The sequence below is a fragment of the Streptomyces sp. R44 genome, assembly GCF_041053105.1.
GTDB lineage: Bacteria > Actinomycetota > Actinomycetes > Streptomycetales > Streptomycetaceae > Streptomyces.
Genome location: NZ_CP163444.1, coordinates 8483304 through 8501448 on the forward strand (window position 1 = coordinate 8483304; position 18145 = coordinate 8501448).

The 18145-nt window shown below is 73.8% G+C and carries 18 protein-coding genes; 7 read left to right on the forward strand and 11 right to left on the reverse strand.

The window, feature by feature from the left end; genetic code table 11:
- Window positions 1-11 precede the first annotated feature (11 nt).
- From AB5J54_RS39135 to AB5J54_RS39145, 3 genes are all read right to left on the reverse strand, one after another.
- Window positions 12-935, reverse strand: a complete 924-nt coding sequence (locus AB5J54_RS39135; RefSeq protein ID WP_369148715.1) for an ABC transporter permease — start codon at window positions 933-935, stop codon at window positions 12-14.
- 10 nt (window positions 936-945) lie between these two features.
- Window positions 946-2145 carry an ABC transporter substrate-binding protein gene (locus AB5J54_RS39140; protein WP_369148716.1) on the reverse strand — a complete coding sequence of 400 codons (1200 nt, stop codon included), beginning with the start codon at window positions 2143-2145 and terminating at the stop codon, window positions 946-948.
- Between the two features lie 64 nt (window positions 2146-2209).
- Window positions 2210-3247: an ABC transporter ATP-binding protein gene (locus tag AB5J54_RS39145; RefSeq protein ID WP_369148717.1), complete on the reverse strand. Its 1038-nt coding sequence runs from the start codon at window positions 3245-3247 to the stop codon at window positions 2210-2212.
- A 131-nt stretch (window positions 3248-3378) separates the two neighbouring features.
- Between AB5J54_RS39145 and AB5J54_RS39150 the strand changes: the two genes are divergently transcribed.
- The 3 genes from AB5J54_RS39150 to AB5J54_RS39160 all read left to right on the forward strand — a co-directional run bounded on the left by AB5J54_RS39150 (window position 3379) and on the right by AB5J54_RS39160 (window position 6565).
- Entirely contained in the window at window positions 3379-4230 is an 852-nt protein-coding gene (locus tag AB5J54_RS39150; RefSeq protein ID WP_369148719.1) for a FadR/GntR family transcriptional regulator, read from the forward strand.
- The gene (locus AB5J54_RS39155; RefSeq protein ID WP_369148720.1) at window positions 4184-4990 is read left to right on the forward strand and encodes a cache domain-containing protein; all 807 of its coding nucleotides are present in this window, start codon (window positions 4184-4186) and stop codon (window positions 4988-4990) included. The genes AB5J54_RS39150 and AB5J54_RS39155 overlap by 47 nt, the downstream gene beginning before the upstream one ends.
- A gap of 174 nt (window positions 4991-5164) precedes the next feature.
- Complete coding sequence (locus tag AB5J54_RS39160; protein WP_369148721.1) at window positions 5165-6565, forward strand: VanZ family protein; 1401 nt, start codon at window positions 5165-5167, stop codon at window positions 6563-6565.
- Window positions 6566-6613: 48 nt separating this feature from the next.
- Here the strand turns inward: AB5J54_RS39160 and AB5J54_RS39165 are convergent, their stop codons facing one another.
- From AB5J54_RS39165 to AB5J54_RS39175, 3 genes are read right to left on the reverse strand one after another with little or no spacing between them, the layout of a single operon-like run.
- Complete coding sequence (locus AB5J54_RS39165) at window positions 6614-7234, reverse strand: TOPRIM nucleotidyl transferase/hydrolase domain-containing protein (RefSeq protein ID WP_369148722.1); 621 nt, start codon at window positions 7232-7234, stop codon at window positions 6614-6616.
- 51 nt (window positions 7235-7285) lie between these two features.
- Window positions 7286-7606, reverse strand: a complete 321-nt coding sequence (locus AB5J54_RS39170) for a cupin (RefSeq protein WP_086829565.1) — start codon at window positions 7604-7606, stop codon at window positions 7286-7288.
- Window positions 7603-8862 carry an MFS transporter gene (locus tag AB5J54_RS39175; protein ID WP_369148723.1) on the reverse strand — a complete coding sequence of 420 codons (1260 nt, stop codon included), beginning with the start codon at window positions 8860-8862 and terminating at the stop codon, window positions 7603-7605. The genes AB5J54_RS39170 and AB5J54_RS39175 overlap by 4 nt, the downstream gene beginning before the upstream one ends.
- Before the next feature lie 130 nt (window positions 8863-8992).
- On the opposite strand from AB5J54_RS39175, the gene AB5J54_RS39180 reads away from it, so the two are divergent.
- Together AB5J54_RS39180 and AB5J54_RS39185 are read left to right on the forward strand one after the other, a co-directional pair.
- Entirely contained in the window at window positions 8993-9871 is an 879-nt protein-coding gene (locus AB5J54_RS39180) for a LysR family transcriptional regulator (RefSeq protein WP_369148725.1), read from the forward strand.
- Between the two features lie 58 nt (window positions 9872-9929).
- The gene (locus tag AB5J54_RS39185) at window positions 9930-10814 is read left to right on the forward strand and encodes a DMT family transporter (RefSeq protein ID WP_369148727.1); all 885 of its coding nucleotides are present in this window, start codon (window positions 9930-9932) and stop codon (window positions 10812-10814) included.
- Here the strand turns inward: AB5J54_RS39185 and AB5J54_RS39190 are convergent, their stop codons facing one another.
- The 5 genes from AB5J54_RS39190 to AB5J54_RS39210 form a co-directional block, all read right to left on the reverse strand.
- Entirely contained in the window at window positions 10815-12122 is a 1308-nt protein-coding gene (locus AB5J54_RS39190) for a M20 family metallopeptidase (RefSeq protein WP_369148728.1), read from the reverse strand. It abuts the gene before it with no gap.
- A 93-nt stretch (window positions 12123-12215) separates the two neighbouring features.
- The gene (locus AB5J54_RS39195; protein ID WP_369148730.1) at window positions 12216-12749 is read right to left on the reverse strand and encodes a VOC family protein; all 534 of its coding nucleotides are present in this window, start codon (window positions 12747-12749) and stop codon (window positions 12216-12218) included.
- An 87-nt stretch (window positions 12750-12836) separates the two neighbouring features.
- A complete protein-coding gene (locus AB5J54_RS39200) occupies window positions 12837-14495 on the reverse strand; it encodes an acyl-CoA dehydrogenase family protein (protein WP_369148732.1) in 1659 nt (552 codons plus the stop codon).
- Window positions 14479-15096 (reverse strand): TetR/AcrR family transcriptional regulator, encoded by a 618-nt coding sequence (locus tag AB5J54_RS39205; protein ID WP_369148734.1) that lies wholly within the window; start codon window positions 15094-15096, stop codon window positions 14479-14481. Before AB5J54_RS39205 ends, AB5J54_RS39200 begins: the two co-directional genes overlap by 17 nt.
- A 129-nt stretch (window positions 15097-15225) precedes the next feature.
- Window positions 15226-15810 (reverse strand): TMEM165/GDT1 family protein, encoded by a 585-nt coding sequence (locus tag AB5J54_RS39210; protein ID WP_369148736.1) that lies wholly within the window; start codon window positions 15808-15810, stop codon window positions 15226-15228.
- A 298-nt stretch (window positions 15811-16108) separates the two neighbouring features.
- Between AB5J54_RS39210 and AB5J54_RS39215 the strand changes: the two genes are divergently transcribed.
- Complete coding sequence (locus AB5J54_RS39215) at window positions 16109-16720, forward strand: TetR/AcrR family transcriptional regulator (protein WP_369148738.1); 612 nt, start codon at window positions 16109-16111, stop codon at window positions 16718-16720.
- Complete coding sequence (locus AB5J54_RS39220; RefSeq protein ID WP_369148740.1) at window positions 16717-18144, forward strand: MFS transporter; 1428 nt, start codon at window positions 16717-16719, stop codon at window positions 18142-18144. Before AB5J54_RS39215 ends, AB5J54_RS39220 begins: the two co-directional genes overlap by 4 nt.
- Window position 18145 lies beyond the last annotated feature (1 nt).

Consider the following 18145-nt stretch of genomic DNA (forward strand, 5'->3'; position numbering starts at 1 on the left):
CTTCCGGCCGGTCACAGGCTGCGCAGCGCACCGGAGCGCCGCACCGCGAGCAGGTACACCACGATGACGGCGACCGGCAGGGTGCCGAGCGCGGCCGCCAGCGGCAGGTTGAGGGTGACGTTGGAGTAGACGAGGTTGCCGATCAGCTGGGTCTTCCCGCCGACGATCTGCACCGTGATGTAGTCGCCGAGGCTGAGCGAGAAGGTGAAGACGGATCCGGCGGCGACCGCCGGCCACACCAGCGGCAGCACCACCGAGACGAAGGTCCGCCAGGTCCTCGCTCCCAGGTCGGCGGAGGCGTTCAGGAGGTTGTCGGGGAGCTGGGCGAGCGCGGTGTGGATCGGCAGCACCATGTACGGCAGCCAGAGGTACGTGAGGACGAGCACCGTCGCCGTGAGCCCGTACCCGGGTCCGCTGAGGCCGAACGGCCGCAGCGCCCAGTCCAGCGGCCCGCCTTCGGAGAGGATGAGCCGCCACGCGTACACCTTCACCAGATAGCCGGCCCACAGCGGCATGAGCAGCGCCACCACGAAGAGCGGCCGGCGGCGCGGGTGCGCGACGCGCGCCGTGTAGAAGGCGAGCGGGAAGGCGATGACGGCGCAGAGGGCGGTCACCGCGAGGGCGACGCCGACGGTGCGCAGGGCGACCGTCCGGTAGACGGGCGAGCTGACGAGCTCCTCGAAGTTCGCCGTGGTCCAGATCCGGACGACCTCGGACGTGAAGCTGTCGGTCGACCAGAAGGCGGACAGGAACAGGGCCGCGAGGGAGCCGAGGTAGGCGAGGACGAGCCAGAGGAGCGGTGCGGTGAGCAGGGCCGCGAGCCGCAGCCGGGGCCGCCGGTGCAGGGCCCCGGCGAACCGCCGGACGGCGCTCCGGCCGGGGCCGGCGGCTCGTGTCGCGGACTCGGGGGAGAGTCCGGGGGAGAGTGCGGTCATGGCGTCGGGGTCAGCCCTTGATCTCGTTCCAGGCCTGGACCCACTTGGCGTACGGCACGCAGCGCGCGTCCGTCCGGCCGTCCAGGCACTGCTCGATGGGCGTCGTCCAGAAGTGGACCTGCTTCCAGTACGCCTCGTCGGTGGCGTGGAAGACGGCGCAGTGGTTCTTGTCGGCGGTCTCGGCGCAGGACTTCGCGTTGGCCGGGGCCTCGCCGAAGTACTCGGCGACCTGGGCGTTGGTCTTCGGCGAGACGATCCAGTCGAGCCACTTGTAGGCGCAGGTGGGGTGCTTGGCCTTGGCCGAGACCATCCAGGTGTCGGACCAGCCGGTCGAGCCCTCCTTCGGCAGGACCGCCTCGACCTTCGCGCCCTCGCCCTTCGCGAGGTTGGCGATCACCTGCCAGCTGGTGCCGACGACCGAGTCGCCGCTCTTGAAGGCGGAGATCTCCTTGAGGTAGTCGCTCCAGTACTCGCCGATGTGCCCGTTCTGCTCCTTGAGCAGGGCCACGGCGGCGTCGAACTGCCTCTGGTCGAGGGCGTAGGGGTTCTTGATGCCGAGCTCGGGCTTGGTGGCCTTGAGGTACAGGGCGGCGTCCGCGAGGTAGATGGGGGAGTCGTAGGCGGTGACCTTGCCGCTGTGCGCCGAGGCCTTGTCGAAGACGGCCGACCAGGAGTCGGGGGCCGGCTTCACCTTCTCCGTGTCGTACATGAGGAGGTTGGCGCCGCGGCCGTGCGGGATGCCGTAGGCGACGCCCTTGACGGAGTTCCACTCCTTGTTCTTGAGCCCGGCGAACACGTCGGCGTAGTTCGGCACCAGCGCCGTGTTCACGGGGGCGGCGTCGCCGGAGGCGATCAGGCGGAGGGAGGCGTCGCCGGAGGCGGAGACCGCGTCGTACGCGCCGGTCTTCATCAGCGAGACCATCTCGTCGGAGGTCGCGGCCGTCTTGGCGTTGACCTGGCAGCCGGTCTGCTTCTCGAAGGCGCTGACCCAGTCGACCTTCGGGTCGTTCGAGCCGTCCTCGACGTAGCCGGCCCAGGCGATCAGATTGACCTCGCCCTCGGCCTTGCCGAGTGCGGTCGGCGCCTTGAGGTCGGGCGGGTTGAGGCCGCCGGACTTCCCGGACCCCGCCGGGTCGGCCGATCCGCAGGCGGTGACGAGGAGCAGCCCGGAGAGGGCGGCTGCGGTCAGGAGGGAGCGGTGCGGGCGCACGTGGTTCTCCGTTGCGTGAGGGGACGGGGGCGTGGGGGAGCAGGGGTGCGGGGACCGCGGTCGCTCACGGGGTCTGCGGGACGAGCACGGCGTGGCTCGGGTGCCACTGGAGGCCGATCCGGGCGCCCCGGAAGGCGGCGAGGTCGGCGGAGGAGGTCTCCAGGTTCTGCTGGAGGGCGGTGAGCCGGCCGCCGCCGTCGAGGTCGACGAGGAAGCGGGTGGAGTCGCCGAGGTAGACGACCTCGGCGACCGTGCCGGCGGCGGTGGAGTGACCGGGGTCGCCGGGCGCCTTGTGGTCGGTGAGGATCCGGATCTTCTCCGGACGGATGCTGTACGTGCCCGGCGCCCCGACCACCCGTCGGGCGGTGTCCCCGGTCAGCAGGTTGGAGGTGCCGACGAATCCGGCGACGAACGGGGTCGCGGGGCGCTCGTAGATCTCGGCGGGGGCGGCGACCTGTTCGATCCGGCCCTGGTGGAAGACGGCGATCCGGTCGCTCATCGTCAGGGCCTCCTCCTGGTCGTGCGTCACGAACACGAAGGTGATGCCGACCTCCCGCTGGATCTCCTTGAGTTCGACCTGCATCCGCTCGCGGAGCTTGAGGTCGAGCGCCCCGAGGGGTTCGTCGAGCAGGAGCACGCTGGGGCGGCCGACGAGCGCGCGGGCCAGGGCGACCCGCTGGCGCTGACCTCCGGAGAGCTCGGCGGGCCGCCGTTTGCCGAGACCGTCGAGGCCGACCTGCGCGAGGGCGGCGCGGGCCCGCACCAGACGCTCGGCGCGGGCGACGCCGCGGACCTTCAGGCCGTAGGCGACGTTCTGTTCGACCGTCATGTGCGGGAAGAGCGCGTAGTCCTGGAAGACGGTGTGCACGTCCCGCTCGAAGGGGGCGAGCCGGGTGACGTCGCGGCCGGCCAGTTCGACGGTGCCGGAGGTCGGCTCCTCGAATCCGGCGATCATCCGCAGCACGGTCGTCTTCCCGGAACCGGAGGGGCCGAGCATCGAGAAGAACTCGCCGTCGGCGATCTCCAGGTCCACCCCGGCCACGGCCTCGGTCCGGCCGTAGGTCTTGCGCAGTCCCGTCAGCCGGATCGCCATTCCCTCCATGGGCGGGAACCTTTCTGGTGCGGTGGAGCGTTGTTCGGGCGTGGGCGTAAACATATGAAGTCATAGTTCAAATCTCAAGACCCCTTTAAGGTAAAGCCTGAGTCAACGCTCGACGCGCGAGGTGGTTAACCGTGAGACCGAACGGCAGGCCGGACGACGGCGGCGGCGCGGCCGGGACGGGCGCGGCCCGCAGGGCCGTCTTCACGCCCGTCGACACCCGGGCCCGGGTCGACACCGTGGTCCGCCGCATCGGCGACGCCATCGAACTCGGACTCCTCGCCGACGGGGAGCAGTTGCCCGGCGAGACCGACCTCGCCGGACAGCTCGGCGTCTCCACCGTCACCCTGCGCGAGGCCCTCATGGCCCTGCGGCAGCAAGGCCTCGTCACCACCCGCAGGGGCCGCGGCGGCGGCAGCTTCGTCACCCTGCCCGACAGCCCGCCGGAGGAGCGGCTGCGCGCCCGCCTCGCCGACTGGTCCACCGAGGAACTCCGCGACCTCGGCGACCACTGGGCGGCCGTCTCCGGTGCCGCCGCGCTGCTCGCCGCCCGCCGCACCCAGCCCGGAGACCTGCGCCCCCTGACCCGTACGGTCGAGGAACTCGCCGCCGCCGGAGATCCGGCGACCCGCAGCCGGCTCTACGGGCGCTTCCACGTCGAACTGGCCGCCGCGGCCCAGTCCGCCAGGCTCACCCGCGAGGAGATCGCCCTCCAGACGGACCTGGGCGCGCTCCTCTGTCTCGTCCTCGACGACCCGGTCCATCTCGGCAATGTGTCGGATCGTCACCGCGCCGTGATCTCCGCCGTGCAGGATGAGGCCGACGAGCGGGCCAGAACGCTCGCCGAGACGTGCGTACGGGAGTCAGTGGGGCGGCTGATCGCGCTGCGCCTCGGCACCCCCGGCCGCGCACCCGAGCCTCGTCCCGAGGAGGACACGCATGGGCAGGAGCACCGGGCTCGCGGGCCCCGCGGGGGCCATCGCTGAGGCCGTGAGCCGCTTCCGCGACGCGGACCCGGTCGACCCGGTCGTCCGCCGCGTCCGGGACACCCTCGAAGAGGTCTTCGCCGCCGTCGCCGAGACCGGCGCCGACACCGGCGCCCTGCTCGCCGAGGCGGCCGCGCCCGGCCGTGAACCCCTCGCCGCCGACCTGGCCGGCCTGCGTCCCGGGCTGCGGGCCCGGCTCGCCGGCCACCCGCTCGTCTCCGGCGTGGGATTCGTCGCCGCGCCGGGCCTCCTGGCCGACGTGCCCGGCTGGCTCGAATGGTGGCAGCGCGGCCCCGACGGAGCCGTACGCCCGCTCCTCCTCGACCTCGACCCGCAGCACTCCGCGTACTCCGACTACACGCACTGGGACTGGTACACCCTGCCCCGCGAGACCGGCCGCCGGGCCGTCGCCGGGCCGTACGTGGACTACCTCTGCTCCGACGAGTACAGCCTGACGCTCTCCGCGCCGGTCGAACTCGGCGGCCGGTTCGTGGGCGTGGCCGCCGCCGACGTCTACCTCCGGCACTTCGAGGCGGCCGTGCTGCCCGTGCTCCAGCGGCTGCCCGCACCGGCCCGGCTCGTCAACGCGCGGGGCCGGGTCGCCGCCTCCACCGACCCGTCGCACCTCGCCGGCTCCCTCACCAAGGGCCCGGACTTCGCCGCCGTTCTCGCCGGCCCGCCGGCCGAACACCGCGCCGACGGCCTGCGGCTGCGCCCCTGCGGCGATACCCCGCTCGTCCTTGTCATGGCGGACGACTGAGCTTTCGGCTGTGGCGATCGAGCACTGCGCGGAGGACCTGGGCGCCTCGCTGCGACAGGGGCGGACCTGACAGAGGTGCGGGGCCCCCGAAACCGTTCGGCGTGGCAGCCCCGTCTGCGGGGACGGGGCCCTCCGGCCTCCTCAGGCCACCCCGAACCGGTAAGGAACGCACCTTTGTTCACCGCGATCTTCCAAGACCACTACGGCTACCTGGCCGGCTGCGCCCTGGCCGCCCTCGCCCTCGCGGGCGCGGCGTGGTGGGCGGCCCACCGGCTGGGCAGCCGCCGGGGCAGGTGGTGGGCGGGTCTCGCCGCCACCGTGACCCTCATGATCGGCGTCACCTTCATGGGAAGCGGCCCCGCCGCCGGCCAGTGCGTCATCAACCACGACGCCCTTGAGCCGTTCCGCACCACCCAGGGGCTCTGGAACCTCGCCATGACGGTGCCGCTCGGACTCTTCGCCATGATGGCGTCCCGCCGTCCCCTTCCGGTGCTCGTCGGTGTCGTGACGCTGCCCCTGGCCGTCGAGTTCGTCCAGGGGACCGTGGACGGGCTGGGGCGCGTGTGCGACAGCGCGGACGCCGAGATGAACATCCTCGGAGGCGTCGCGGGCGCCGCCGTCGCCGCCCTGGTGCTCGCCGTGCGGGGCCGCGTCGACTGGCGCGCGGGAGCCAGGGCCGCGCTGGTCGCGTCCGCGGTTCTTCTGGTGATCGGCGCCGGCGCGGCGCGTCCGGCGGTGTCCTTCACGCATCTGGACGGTACGGGCCTCTCGGAGGCGGGCACCGAGCAGCGGAAGGCCGTGGAGGAGGCGCTGCGGGAGGCGTTCGGCGACCGGTACGTGCTCGGGCGGGTGTACAACCAGCCGTGCGTCGGCGTGCCCTGCACGAACGTCTTCTTCGGCCTCCTCCGCCGCGACAAGGCACACCCGGAGGGCTATGGCGACGGAACCCTGTCCTGGCCGGACAGGAAGCGCCTGCGCATCGTGTTCGAGGACGGCGACCGCCCCACGGCGATGGGTTTCCCCGTCTCCGGTGCCCGGGCGCCCTCCGACGCGAAGGAGGCGTACGAGGCGGCACAGCGGTACGTGGGGGCGCACTACCCCTGGGCGCGCGAGGCCGGGGCCCACACGACGTACCCCGTGGGGGAGCGGGCGGAGCTGGGGTGGACGACCGGCTGGACCTGGGTGGACGACGGCGTCCTGATGCCGCGGGCGCTGGACGTCCAGATCGACCGGGAGGGGCGTGTCTCCCAGCTCGATGTGACCCTCGGGCCCACGCACCTGGAGCTGGAGAAGGCGAAGCTGAGCGCGGACCAGGCCGAGCAGGCCGTACGAGAGCGGCTCGTCGCCCGGTCCCGGGGGAGGGGACTGCCGGACGAGCTTCGGCTCAAGGCCCTCGCGCTCAAGGCCGTGGAGAGGGACGGCACCTGGCGTGCGGAGTGGCTGGTGAGCGAGACGTTCGGCGACGGCGGGCAGGGAGCCGCACCGCCGGATCCGTACTCGCCGGACGTCCGGTGGGTGGACTCCCTGACCGGAGACGTCTACACCGGCCTTTTCGACACAGCCGGCACCGAGTGACCGACGCCGGTCAGGCGGGACCGCGCGTCCGTCGCGGTCGTCCGTCGGTCACAGGCTCGCCAGGAGCTCGTCGAGCGGTGTCGGCACCTGGTCGGGACCGAGCGCCTCCACCAGGAGGGTCCCGTAGCGGATCTTGCGACCCTTCTTCGTTCCGAGGAAGCGCCGCAGCTGCTGATCGCGAGGCCGGCCGTGCTGGGCGGGCTGGCTCAGGAAGGTCTGCCAGGGGCGCAGGTCGCCCTCCGCCGCGATGATCTCCTCGACCTTCGCCGTGCCGAGCGCGCGGATGAGTTCGTCCTCCAGGTCCGCCACACAGACGAAGAAGTCCTGGTCAGGAGCTCCGGCCCGACGGAGGCCGCGCTCGTAGAAGCCCCGCTCGCGCTTGTCGCACAGGCCGGTCAGGCGCAGGTCGAGGCCGGGCGGCCCGAGCAGTTCGGCGTAGCGGGCGATGCTCATGGCCCCGCCCATCGACACCACGCACACGCCCTCCGCGGCGAGGTCCCGGCCGCGCCGCGCGGCCAGCGTCTCGACGGCCGCGAGATCGCTCGGCCCCTCCAGGAGCACCGCCGTCCGCAGCCCCAGGTCTTCGGCCAGCTCCCTCGCCGTGTCTCCGCCGTGGTCGTCGACCACCCAGCGGTCCATCTCGTTGTGGAACGCCCTCATCTCCGTCATGGGGCGAGTCTGCACGGACACGCACCCGCACGGCACCGGAATATCAAGCGCTCAGTCGTTCACGGCCGTCAGCAGCACCACCGCGTCCTCCAGGGCCGTCAGCCCGTGCCGCTCCTTGGGGATCATCCGCAGTGTGCCCGCCGGCAGTTCCTCCGCCCATCCGGCGGCCGTCAGGTTCACCCGGCCCCGCAGCACCTGGAGGCTCGCGGCCGGCGGCGCGTTGTGCTCGTCCAGGGAGGTGCCCGAGGTGAGGGCGATGACGGTCTGCCGCAGCACCCCGTCGTGCATGATCCGGTGGGCGCTGCGCCCGTGCGGTGCCGTACGGGCCGCGGCCAGGTGTTCGTCGGCGAGGGCGGTGAGGTCCAGCTTCATGACTCTCCCTGCGGGATGCGCGGGCGGATACCCCCAGCCTCCCGTGTGACGTCACGGACGCAACTCGGGGCCGCCGGTCGTGCCGCGACCGTCACCACGAGCCCGGCGGCGACGCATACCCCGGCGGCGAGCAGTGCGGCCTGCCAGCCGTGCGCCGCGTACAGCCACGATCCGGCGAGGGAGCCGAGGGCCCCGCCGCCGAACGTGGCCAGCATGAAGACGGTGTTGACCCGGGCCGCCACCGCCCGACCGATCGCGAAGATCCTCGCCTGGCCGGCGACCTGGCACGAGCTCACCCCGACCACGAGCAGGTTCGCCCCGGCCACCAGGGCCGCCGGGGAGTACGGGGCGAGCCCGGCCACGGCGAGGCCGAGCCCCGCGCAGGCCAGACCCCCGGCGCTCACCGCGGACGCCCCGTACCGGTCGGCCAGCGGCCCGGCCGTGGCCGACAGCAGAGCGGCCGGCAGGGTCAGCACCCCGAAGAGCCCCGCGGCGGCGGGACCGTACCCGAGCGGCGGCGCCGCCAGATGGAAGGCGAGGACCGACCAGAAGACGCTGAACGCGGCGAAGACGCACGCCCCGAGCAGCGCCGAGATCCGCAGCTCCCGGTGGACCGCGAGGAGCCGGGGAAGCCCGGCCAGGAGCCGGGCGTACGAGGTGTGTCCCCGGGACCCGAGCCGCTCGGGCAGTCGGCGTGGCAGGACGAGGAGCAGCGCGCCCGTCGCCACGGCCGCCACCACGTAGGCGGCCCGCCAGTTGCCGCTCGCGTCGGCCACGGCGCCCGAGACCGTACGGGACAGGGTCGAGCCGAGTGTCAGGCCGAGGCCGATCAGGCCCACGACCCGGCCCTGCCGTCCGGGGCCCGCGAGCACCGCCGCCACCGGTGTGAGGATCTGCGGCAGCACCGTAGTGGTCGACAGCGCGAGCGTCGCGAGGGTGAGGGTGACGATGTCGGGCGCCGCCGCGGCGACGAGCAGCGCGGCACTCGTCAGGGCGAGCAGCACCGAGGTGAGGCGGCGCAGCCGCGCGGAGTCGGCGAGCGGCACGAGCAGCAGGATGCCGAGCGCGTAGCCGATCTGGGCGGCCGAGGCGATCAGCCCCGCCGTCCGCTCCGACACGTCGAGGCCGCGCGCCACGGCGGCGAGCAGCGGCTGCGGGAAGTAGATGTTGGCGACGGTGGCCGCCCCCGCGACGGCGAGGAGCAGGACGTTCACGGGCCGGGCGGGGGCGCCGGGAGTCGGGGCGTGCGAGGCCATGGAGGCTCTTCCGTACGGGGGAGGGGGACACCTCAAGGCTCCTCGTCGCCGCCCCCGCGCATCAAGGTGTCATCATGAAACCGGCGTTGAGTCACGCTCAACCATCAGTCGGTGGCGAAGGGACGGGCCGGTGCTCGAACGGTACGAACTGGAGGCGTTCCTCACGCTCGCCGAAGAACTCCACTTCGGGCGCACCGCCGAGCGCCTCGGCGTCTCCACCGGCCGGATCAGCCAGACCGTGAAGAAGCTGGAGCGCCGCGTCGGCACCCCGCTCTTCGCCCGCACCAGCCGCAGCGTCCGGCTCACCCCCGTCGGCCAGGCCCTGTACGAGGATCTCCTGCCCGCGTACCGGCAGATGGGGGAGGCCCTCGCACGTGCCACCGCCGCCGGGCGCGGCGTCCACGGCAGGCTGCGCGTCGGCTTCTCCACCCCGTGGGGCGGCGAACTGCTCACGGCCGCCGCCGACGCGCTGGCCTCGCTCCACCCCGGCTGCGAGATCACCGTCCGCGAGGTCCCCCTCGACGGCGGGGTCCGCGCCCTCCAGGACGGGACGCTCGACGTCCAGTGCGCGGCCTTCCCGGTGCGCGAGCCGGACCTCACCACGGGGCCCGTCGTCGTCACCGACGAGCGGGTACTGCTCCTCCCCGCCGCCCACCCGCTGGCCGGCCGCGCCTCCCTCGGCCCGGAGGACCTCGCGGGCCTCGACCTGATCGCCCCCGGCGGCACCGTCCCCCGCTACTGGGTCGACCACCACTACCCCCGCAGCACCCCGTCCGGCGCCCCCGTCGGCAGGGGGCCGGCCGCCGCCACCTGGCAGGAGGTCCTGTCCCATGTGACCGCCGGCCGGGGTGCCTCCCCGGGTGCGGCCCGGGGCGCCCGGTACCACCCCCGGCCCGGCATCGCCTACGTCCCCCTGCACGGCGCCCCGCCCCTGGAGTACGGACTCGTGTGGCCGACCGCCGCCGAGTCCGCCCTCCTCCGTGCCTTCGTCGCCGCCGTCACCATGTGACAGGCACGGGAGCCGTGTCACCGACCGGCTTTCGGCCCCCGCCGCTTACCGTGAACCGGTGCGACGCCTCACCACCGACCAGGCCGCCCTCGCGGCGTTCGCGGCCGCCGCGCTCTTAGCCGGGGGCAATGCGGTCGGCGTCCGCTTCAGCAACCGCGAACTCGCCCCGCTGTGGGGAGCCGCGCTGCGGTTCGGTGCAGCGTCGATCGTCCTGTTCGTCCTCATGGCCGTCCTGAGGCTCTCCTTCCCGCGCGGGAAGGCGCTGCGCGGCGCCGTCCTGTTCGGGGCACTGAACTTCGGCGTCACGTCCGCCCTCGTGTACTACGCCCTCGTCCGCCTGCACGCCGGAATCGGTCAGACGATCCTCTCGCTCGTTCCGCTCGCCACCCTGCTGCTCGCGGTCTCCCAGGGCCTCGAACGGTTCCGGACCGCCGCGGCCGTCGGAACGGTCCTGGCCGCCGCCGGGGTCGCCGTCGTCTCCGGAGCCACCCCGAACGGGTCCTTCCCCGTCCTGTCCTTCCTCGCCCTGCTCGGCGGCATGCTGTCCTTCGCACAGGCCACGGTGCTCGTCCGCCGCCTCCCGCGGCTGCATCCGGTGACGACGAACGCCGTCGGAATGTGTGCCGGGTCCGTCCTCCTCCTCGTCGGCTCCCTCGCCGCGGGCGACACCTGGCGACTACCGGTCCGGGCGGCGACCTGGTGGGCGCTCGCCTACCTCGTGGTCGCCGGCTCCGTCCTCACGTTCGTGCTGTTCCTCTTCGTCGTGCACCGCTGGAGCGCCTCACGGGCGGCGTACGTCTTCGTCGTCATCCCCGTCGTGACGATCGTCCTCTCGGCCCGGCTCGATGACGAACCCCTCACCGCGTCCCTGCTCATGGGTACCCCGCTGATCCTCGCCGGCGTCTACCTCGGCGCCCTGCGCAGGCCCCGCCCGCACGTGTGATCACGGGACCAGTGCTCCCGTCAGATGGTCGTACGCCACGTGCGCGTGGAGACGGACACCGGTGACGAGGGTGTCGTCGTCCGCGTAGAAGTGCGGGTTGTGGTTGGTGACCAGACCGCGCCCGCCCGCGACCGGGACCGGCCGGCCGGAGGCGTCCAGCGTCGCGTCCTGGACGCCGAGCATCACGTACAGGCCGCCGAACCGGCCGACCAGCTCGGAGACGTCGTCGTACCCGAGCGTCGCACCCGTCTCCACCACGCGGTCCCCGCCGGCCACCCGGCGGAGGGTCGGCAGAGCGGCCTCCACCCACGGCCCGCTGTTGTGCACCGGCGGCACGGCCTGCAGATACTCCACGGTCGCCGTCGCCCCGTACGCCGCCGCGGAGTGCTCGACCAGTGTCGTCAGCCGTCGCTGGACCTCGGCCATGTCGGACTCCACGGCACAGCGGACCGTGCCCCACAGGGTCACCGTCTGGCCGATGATGTTGAACCGGCCCACGTCCTCGACATGACCGATCGTCACCGTGACCGGGTCGAAGGCCGAGACCTGGCGGTACAGCTGGCCGATGCCGGTGAGGACGGCGCCCACCGCCGGCATCGGGTCGATCCCCTCCCACGGCGTGGACCCGTGGACCTGCTTTCCGGTGACGATGACACGGACCAGGGTGGACGCGCCGTACTGGTTGCCGACCCTGTATCCCACGTACCCCTTCGGATACGGCGTCACATGCAGGCCGAAGGCCATCGTCGGCACCGGATCGGCGAAGGCGCCCGCCTCGACCATCGCCCGCGCCCCGCCCTCCTCCGTCACCGGCGGGCCCTCCTCGGCGGGCTGGAAGACGAAGAGGACCGTGCCGGGAAGCCGGTCCCGGACTCCCGCGAGCACCGTCGCCGCGCCCATCAGCACGGCGGTGTGGCAGTCGTGCCCGCAGGCGTGCGACACGGGGAACGGGCCGCCCGGATAGTCGGCGTCCACCACCTCGGAGGCGAAGTCCGCCCCGCAGAGGTCCTTCACCGGCAGCGCGTCCATGTCCGCCCGCAGCGCCACCACCCGCCCGCCGCCGGACACCGTCCGCCCGCCGTCCGGCGCCGACCCGCGCAGGACGCCCACGACCCCGTGCCCCGCGATCCCCGTACGGACCTCGTCGAGGCCCAGGCCGCGCAGGTGGTCCGCCACCAGGCGAGCCGTGTTCACCTCCCGGTTGGACAGCTCCGGATGCCGGTGCAGATGGCGCCGCCAGGCGACCACCCGCTCCGCCACCTTCGCCGCCCGCTCGTCCAGTTCACCGTGGATCGCCTCGCTGCCCAACGGGGACTCCCTCCTCGTACCGGCCGGCGCCGTGGCCCTGGGAACCGTGCCCGACCAGACTGCCACCCGGGACGGCCCACGGCACCGGTCCGGTCAGCCGGTCGGGCCCACCGGGGCACTGCTGCGCCCCTGGTCCCTCCCGCTGAGCTCGGCGTCGAGCGTCTCCTGGGCCACCCGCATGGTCTCGGCGTACACCGGATCCTTGAGCCGTCGCCACATCTCGTCCTCGGCGACCTCCTCGACGAGGCTGCTCACCCACCAGATGTTCCCGAACGGGTCACGGACCCGCCCGCCGCGCTGCCCGAAGGCGTCGTCGGCGAGCGGGGTCACGACATGGGCGCCCGCGGCGGCGGCCCGGGCGAACGCCTCGTCCGCGTCGGCGACGAACACCCGCAGCAGGCTCGGCAGGACGGGCCAGTCCGGGCGCCGGTCGAAGGCCAGCACGACGGTGTCGCCGACCCGGATCTCACCGTGGCCGATCGCGCCGTCCTCGGTGGCCACCCGGGCCAGCTCCTCACCCCCGAACGCCCGGGTGACGAAGTCGAGGAAGGCCCCCGTGTCGTCGGTGACGACCCAGGGCGCCACGGTCGTGTACCCCTGCGGAGTGGTGCCGCTCTGCTCGGACATCCTGATCCCTTCGCCCATGTGCCCCTCGCTGTCGTACGGGAGCCACGCTAGGCGCGAAGTAGGTCAGGGGCTGTCCGACATGACCGGTCAGGCCGGCGTGGTCTCCGCGTCCGGGCCGCTGCGCGCGATGATGGCCGCCGTGTCCACGCCGGCCGGCAGCGTGCCGAAGGCGAGGCCGCGGTCGCCGTCGAGGCGCGAGGCGCAGAACGCGTCGGCGATCGCCGGGTGACCGTGCCGGACGAGCAGCGAACCCTGGAGCACCAGGGCGAGGCGCTCGACGAGCCGCCGCGCCCCGTACGCCACCGCGTCCGGGTCACCGAGCCCCGCGAGGTCCTTGCGGAGGCCCGCGACCGCCGCGTCGAGCCTCCGGTCCGCCCCCGCGCCGCGGTCGACCTCCGCGAAGTACGCCTCCACCGCCTCCGGCTGACGGGTTATCGCCCGCAGCACGTCGAGCGCGGCGACGTTCCCGGAGCCCTCCCAGACGGACGGCAGCGGCGACTCCCGGTAGAGCCTCGGCAGGCCCGAGTCCTCGACGTAGCCGTTGCCGCCCAGGCACTCCAGGGCCTCCGCCGCGTGCGCGGGCGCCCGCTTGCACACCCAGTACTTGGTCACCGCGAGACCGAGCCGCCGCAGCCGCTCCTCCTCCGCGTCGCCGCGCGCCGCGCGGTCCACCGCCCCCGCGAGGCGCAGCGCCGCCACGGTGGCGGCCTCCGCCTCCACGGCCAGGTCGGCGAGGACGTTCCGCATCAGCGGCTGGTCCACCAGCCGCGCGCCGAACGCCGCGCGGTGCGTGGCGTGGTGCACGGCCTGCACGAGCCCGAGACGCATGCCGGAGGCCGAGCTGATGGCGCAGTCGAGCCGCGTCATGTTGACCATCCGGATGATGGTGGCCACCCCGCGCCCCTCCTCGCCGACGAGCCGGCCGAGGGCGCCCTCGTACTCGATCTCGGAGGAGGCGTTGGACCGGTTGCCCAGCTTGTCCTTGAGGCGCTGGAGCCGGATCGTGTTGCGGCTGCCGTCGGGCAGCACCCGGGGCACCAGGAAGCAGGACAGACCGCCGGGGGCCTGCGCCAGGGTGAGGAAGACGTCCGACATCGGCGCCGAGGTGAACCACTTGTGGCCGGTCAGCGCGTACATGCCGGGCTCGCCCGTGGGCACGGCCCGGGTCGTGTTCGCCCGGACGTCCGAACCGCCCTGCTTCTCGGTCATCGACATCCCGGCGATGATCCCGCGCTTCTCCGTCGGCACCCGAAGACCGAAGTCGTACGAGGAGGAGGTGAGCAGCGGCTCGTACACCTCGGCGAGCTCCGGCTGGACGCGCAGTGCCGGCACCGCCGCGTACGTCATCGAGACCGGACACAGGTGCCCCGCGTCGGCCTGCCCCCACACGAACACCTTCGCCGCCCGGGCCACGTGCGCGCCCGGCCGCTCGTCGCGCCAGGGAGCGCCGTGCAGCCCGTGCCGCACGGCGACGTCCATCAGCTCGTGCCAGTACGGGTGGAACTCGACCTCGTCGATCCTGTGCCCGTACCGGTCGTGGGTGTGCAGCACGGGGGAGTGGCGTTCGGCGAGCCGCCCCCACTCCTGGGCCTCCTCGCCTCCCGCCTTCGCCCCGAGCTCGCGGACCTCGGCCTCGGCCCAGCCCGCGCCCTCCCGGCGCAGCGCCTCCAGGAGCGCGGGGTCGGCGGAGACGTCGTAACCGGTCAGCGGCGGTACCTGGTTGGTGACCTCATGCGTGGTCGGCATCGGGAACTCCCAGTGCTCGCAGGGTGAACGTGACGAGTGCGGGTACGGTGCCGGGCCCGACGGACCCCTCCGCCAGCGGCCCGACGAGCGCCTCGGCGCCCGCCCCGACCAGCGCCGAGGCCGTCAGGACCGGGTCCTGGGGCGGCAGCTCGCCCGAGCGCACGCCCTCCGCGACGCGCGCGGCGAACACGTCCCGGAAGGCGCGCCGGAAGACGAGCCGCTCCGCGTCCACGGCCGGGTCGACCGGTTCGGCGAGCAGCGCGTAGGCGAGGCGCGGCGACTTCAGGGCGCGCTGGGCGAAGGTCTCGATGACGGCGACCACCCGCTCGGCCGCCGAAGAGTGCCCGGGATGCCCGGCCGCCTCGGAGACGGCCGCGACCTCCCTGCTCACCACGGTCCTGAACAGCTCGACGGCGAGCTCGGCCTTGCTCGGGAAGTGGCGGTACACGCTGCCCGTGGCGATCCCGGCGCGCGCGGCGACGGCGGCCATCGTGCAGCCCGCGTACCCCTGCTCGGCGAGCAGCCCGAGGGCCGCGTCGACGACCGAGGCGCGCTGGGCGTCGAGCCGGGCCTGGACGGCGGGGGTGCGTCGGTAGGGCATGGAAGGAGTGAAGCAGTGATTCAGTTCTTCATCAAGAGGCCGGAGAAGGGCGCACAGCCCGTCCTGGGACGGAACGCCGCACGCCCCTTCCCGTCCCGGGAAGGGGCGTGCGGCGGACAGGGGTCGCGCTCAGCCGGTGAAGACCTCGGCCAGGGACCAGAGCGCCAGCCCCGCCATGCAGACGCCGCCGATGCGCTGCACGGTCTTGAGCGGGACGCGCTTGGCGATGAAGCGGCCCGCGATCAGGGCGAGGGCGGAGACCGTCGTCAGGGCGGCGAAGGAGCCGATCGCCGTCGACCAGGTGCCGTTGGTGGCGGCCAGGTTGGCGGTGGTGATCTGGGTCAGGTCGCCCCACTCGCTGATGAAGACGGCCATGAACGCGGTCGAGAAGACGGGCCAGAAGCCGCTGACCGTCCGGCCGCCCTCGTCGGCCTCGTCGTCGTCGCCCCCGCCGCGCAGCAGCATGAACGCGCCGAAGCCGAACATCAGGGCCGAGACCAGCTTCACGGTCCAGCCCGGCAGCAGCCCGAGCAGGCTGCCGGCGCCCACCGCGATGGCGACGTGGGCCAGGAAGGCGGTGGAGGTGCCGATCCACACGTACAGCGGACGCATGCGCGTGCCCATGGCGAGGGACGCGAACATCGTCTTGTCGGGAAGCTCGGCGAGGAAGATCAGCCCGAAGGCGGTGAGGATCGCCAAGGGGTCGAGGTGCATACCGGGGCTCTCTGCTCGGTCCGGGCCCCGTGGCTCCGCACGACACCTCGGTGGGCGACGGGAGGACCACTCGGCCCGGCATGACGGACCACGCCCACGGGAACGCGGACGTGGCTGTTGCCTGGCCGAAGGTCTCGCCCGTCCGCGTCGTGCGCGGACCCGGTCACCGGGAACCCGGAGGTTCCAGTGTGTCGACGACCGGTTCGCAGGGCTACTCCCCTTCGCTGTCGCCCAGTGTAACGGATCGGGGCGCACCGTCGAGTAGACAGTGTCTACTCGATCTTGGTAGACAGTGTCTATGTCCCTTCATGAGAACGGTCGCGACAGCGGTCACGAGGGCGAGGGCGCCGACGGTCTGCGCGACCGGCTCGTCCGCGTCGGCGTCGAGCTGGTGAACACCGAGGGCGCCCAGGGCCTCTCCCTGCGCGAGATCGCCCGCCGCGCCGGCGTCTCCCACGGAGCCCCCCGCCGCTACTTCCCCGCCCACCTGGACCTGCTGTCCGCCATCGCCCGCCAGGGCTTCGCCGAACTGGCCGCACGCGTCGCCGGGGAGGACCCCGAAGGGGCCCCGGCGCGCGAACGGATCGAGGCGCTCGCCCGCGTCTACCTGGACTACGCCGGCACCCGGCGCGGCATGTACGAGCTGATGTTCCGCCACGACCTCCTGGAGAGCGGCCGGCTCGGGCTGCGCGAGACAAGCCTGCCGCTCTTCGCCCACCTCGCCGCACTCGTCGCCCGGGTCCGCCCGGAGGGCGACCCCGTCCTCCTCGCGGGCGCCCTCTGGGCCAACCTGCACGGCATCGCCCAGCTCTGGCACTGGGGCAGCCTCCGCCTCGCCACCGGCGCCGACGACCCGGGCCCCCTCCTGACGGCCGCGCTCGACGCCCACCTGGGGCGGTCCGCCCCGTGAACCGCACCCTCGCCTGCAGCGTCGTCGGCGCCGCCGTCGTCGCCCTCGACGGCACGGTCCTGACCGTCGCCCAGCCCGCGCTCCAGCGCGACCTGCACGCCCACGTCGGCCAGGTGCAGTGGACCAGCACCGGCTACCTCGTCGCCGTCGCGAGCCTCCTCGTCCTCGCGGGCCGCCTCGGCGACCGTTACGGCCACCGCCGGGTGTTCGCCGTCGGAGCCCTCGGCTTCGCCGCCGCCTCCGCCGGGATCGCCCTGGCCCCCGGCATCGGCACCGTCATCGCACTGCGGGTGCTCCAGGGCGTCTGCGGGGCGCTGCTCCAGCCCGCCACCCTCGGCATGCTCCGCACCGCCTACCCGCCCGACCGGCTCGCCACCCCGATCGCCGTACGCACCGCCGCCATCGGCCTCGCCGCCGCGGCCGGCCCGCTCGTCGGCGGCGCGCTCGTCTCCTCGTACGGCTGGCGCGCGGTCTTCCTCCTCGGCGTCCCCCCGACCCTGGCGATCGGCCTGCTGGCCCTGGCGTCACCGGACCGCCCACGGGGGAGTTCCCCACAAGACCCGGCCCCCGGCCCCGCCACCCGGTCCCGCCTCGCCGCTCTCGACCCCCTCGGTGCCCTCCTGCTCGCCGCCACCCTCGGACTGCTGGTCCAGGGGCTCGACGCGGCCTCCCGGCCCGGCGGCACCCGCGCCGCCGCCCTCGCGTGCGCCGCGGCCCTCGGGGCCGGGGCGGTCTTCGCGCGGCACGAGCGTCGCGTCGCGCGCCCCCTGCTGCCCCCGGCGCTGCTCCGGAGCGTGCCGGTCGTCGCCGGGCTCGCCGCGCTCCTCGCGGCCTCGGCGGCCCTCTCCGGGTCGCTCTTCGTCGCGACGTACTTCCTCCAGGACGTCCAGGGCCTCGACCCGCTCGGCTGCGCACTGCGCTTCCTGCCCCTCGCCGCCCTCATGATCCCCGGCGCGCTGGTCTGCCCGCCGCTCCAGCGACGCTTCGGTCCCCGGCGGACGGCGACGGCGGGCGCGGTGCTGCTCACCCTCGGGGTCCTGGGGCTCTCCCGGCTCGACGCGACGGCCGGCGCGGCCTCTGTCGGCATCGCCTCCGGACTCCTCGGCGCCGGGTTCGTCACGCTCATGGTCACCGCGACCTCCGTGGTCGTGCGCCGCGCCCCCGAGGAGCACGCCGGGGTCGCCGGCGGTCTCCAGCAGACCGTGATGAACGTCGGCCCGGCGCTCGGCGTCGCCACCGCGGCCCTCCTGCTCGCCCTCGTCCCGGACGGCGGCTTCGTACCGGCCCGGGGAGCCGCCCTCCCGGCCCTGGCGGCGATCGCCGCGCTCGCCCTCCCCGCCGCACTGGCCCTGCCCGGCCGCCGGGGGACACGCCCGGAGCCGACGGCACCCCGGGCCGGCGGACGGGCCTGCGTACGATCATGAG